The sequence below is a fragment of the Synechococcus sp. R6-10 genome (genome assembly GCF_047461815.1).
In the GTDB taxonomy this organism is placed as follows: domain Bacteria; phylum Cyanobacteriota; class Cyanobacteriia; order Thermostichales; family Thermostichaceae; genus Thermostichus.
Genome location: NZ_JANSHW010000564.1, coordinates 1 through 1,986, shown reverse-complemented (window position 1 = coordinate 1,986; position 1,986 = coordinate 1). Strand labels below are relative to the sequence as shown.

Genomic DNA, 1,986 nt, shown 5'->3' with positions numbered 1-1,986 from the left:
CATAACTTCCGCATTCCTCCCGACACTGACCCTACGGGTACAGTGCGGGGCTCCTGCGATTTCTAGCTGACGAATAATCGAGGAATAATCAAGAAGATTCCAAGAACCCTATGTTGGGCAGGGTAGATAGGAGATGGGTTAGCGGACTCCCCGGAAAACAGCGACATGGCTGCCGGGCGGCACAGTTCGGCCTGGCTCTCCTCTTGGGAGCGATGGCCCTTGGGGTTGCCACTGCTGGCCCCGGTTACCCTCAGCCGGAACAAGGGAAGGTTGCCCCCACCGAGCGGGCACAGCCCCTCGATTCCCGTTGGGCCGAGATCCAGGCCTGGGGGCGCATTCGGGTTGGCTTGGATCCCAGTCTGGGGCCGGCCTATCTCTATACCGACTTGGAGCGACAAACCTACGCCGGCTTCGAGTGGGATATCCTGGAGGCGCTTGCCCAAACCCTTCAGGTGCAGGTGGATCCCATCTACGTGGCCTGGAGCGAGCAGTTGGCGGCCTTGCAAGCGGATGAGGTGGACTTGATCTGGGGGGCGCGGGAAGCTTTGGGCTTGGATCCGGAGCAGTTTCTGGCCACCCGGCCCTACTATCTCAGCCCGCAGCGCTTGGTGGTACGGGATCCCTCCCCCGCCTCCGGGCCAGAGGAACCGGCCATTGAAGCACTGTCGCAATTATTTGGCCGCAAAGTGGGCATTGTAGTTAACAGTACGGGGGCAGCCCTGCTGGAGGCGTATAACGAGAGGAGGGGCAACGCCATTCGTCTCTTTGCCACCAGCAACCCTGAGCGCTTGTTTGCTCAGCTACAAGCCGGCCAGTTGGATGCCGTGCTGGTTGATCAGCCTGTTGCCGCCCTAAACCTGCGCCAAGCTGGATCCCGGCTGCGCCTGGTGGGGCCGCCCCTGTTCCCCATGCCTCTGGTGGGAGTAGTATCCTCTCAGCATCCTTCCCTGAAGGAAGCTGTGGATGGGGCGATTTCCAGCCTGATCGAAAACGGAACCTTGCAGCAGATTTTAGAGAAGTGGCAACTATGGGATCCAACTCTAATGTCCCCCGCCTCAACCGAGGACTAGCCCGCTACGAGACTGACCATTTCGCCATCTTAGGCGTGCCCCTTACCGCCGACTCCAAGGGGATCCGGCGCGGCTACCTGCAGGCGGCCAAGGCCCTCCACCCGGATCGGTTTGTGGGGGATCCCGAAGGTGCAGAACGCGCCAACATCCTCTTTGCCAAGCTGGTCAACCCGGCCAACGAAGTGCTGACCAAAGAGCGGGAGCGAGGGGAATACGAAACGGTGCTCAAAATGCGGATTAAACGCCTTTTGGAGACGCCCCCCCCGGATCTTTGGCCCTCTGGGGAAGCTGGCCAAAGAGCAATACAGCTCCATGGAAACCCTGCTCGAGAAAACCGAGCAATTGAGCGAGCTGAACCTGGCCTATTTGTTGCTCAAGGCCGGCTACCAGGGGAGCCTAGCCCCTGCCTCTAGAACCACTACCGCGACCGGGATCCCAACCCCTTCCCCCAGCCGTACCACTGTGGGTGGGATCCCAGCCTCCCCCGTCGTTGCTCCGCCCAGCCGTCCCCCTGTTCAGCCCGTTCCCACCCCACCTCCGGCTCCCAAGCTCAGCCCTGCGGAAACCCGCTTTATCCAAGCCTTGGACATGATCGAGCGCAAGCAATACCGGGATGCGGTGCAGTATCTGAACTTTGCCATCAGCGCTGAGCCCAACGTGGCCCGCTACTACCTGCACCGGGGCATTGCCCACCTGAAGCAGGGGAATACCGGCATGGCCAAAGCAGACTTTTTGCAGGTCAGCCGCCTAGAACCCGCCAACGCCGAGTTGATGGCCGAGGTGCGCCGCTGGCTGCAGCAGGTCACCACCCAACAGCCCGTTCCCTCGCCCAGCCGCCAAACGAGCCAAGCTCAGAAAGTGGTGCCGCCTCCCCGCAAAGAAGACAACGGCGGGTTCTTGAGCCGCTTCTTCGGCA

At 61.3% G+C, this 1,986-nt stretch carries 3 protein-coding genes; all 3 read left to right on the top strand.

Features of this window, described 5'->3' with window-relative positions:
- Positions 1–212: 212 nt before the first annotated feature.
- The gene (locus NW837_RS13830) at positions 213–1,070 is read left to right on the top strand and encodes an ABC transporter substrate-binding protein (RefSeq protein WP_414332183.1); all 858 of its coding nucleotides are present in this window, start codon (positions 213–215) and stop codon (positions 1,068–1,070) included.
- Positions 1,028–1,483: a J domain-containing protein gene (locus NW837_RS13825; protein ID WP_414332182.1), complete on the top strand. Its 456-nt coding sequence runs from the start codon at positions 1,028–1,030 to the stop codon at positions 1,481–1,483. The genes NW837_RS13830 and NW837_RS13825 overlap by 43 nt, the downstream gene beginning before the upstream one ends.
- Positions 1,383–1,986, top strand: a 604-nt coding sequence (locus NW837_RS13820; protein WP_414332181.1) for a tetratricopeptide repeat protein, incomplete at its 3' end; no start/stop codon positions are given. The genes NW837_RS13825 and NW837_RS13820, both read left to right, overlap by 101 nt.

Bases quoted from the DNA above. Each gene is read 5' to 3' on its own strand.
- NW837_RS13830 (WP_414332183.1), top strand. From the start codon at position 213: ATGGCCCTTGGGGTTGCCACTGCTGGCCCCGGTTACCCTCAGCCGGAA.
- NW837_RS13825 (WP_414332182.1), top strand. From the start codon at position 1,028: ATGGGATCCAACTCTAATGTCCCCCGCCTCAACCGAGGACTAGCCCGC.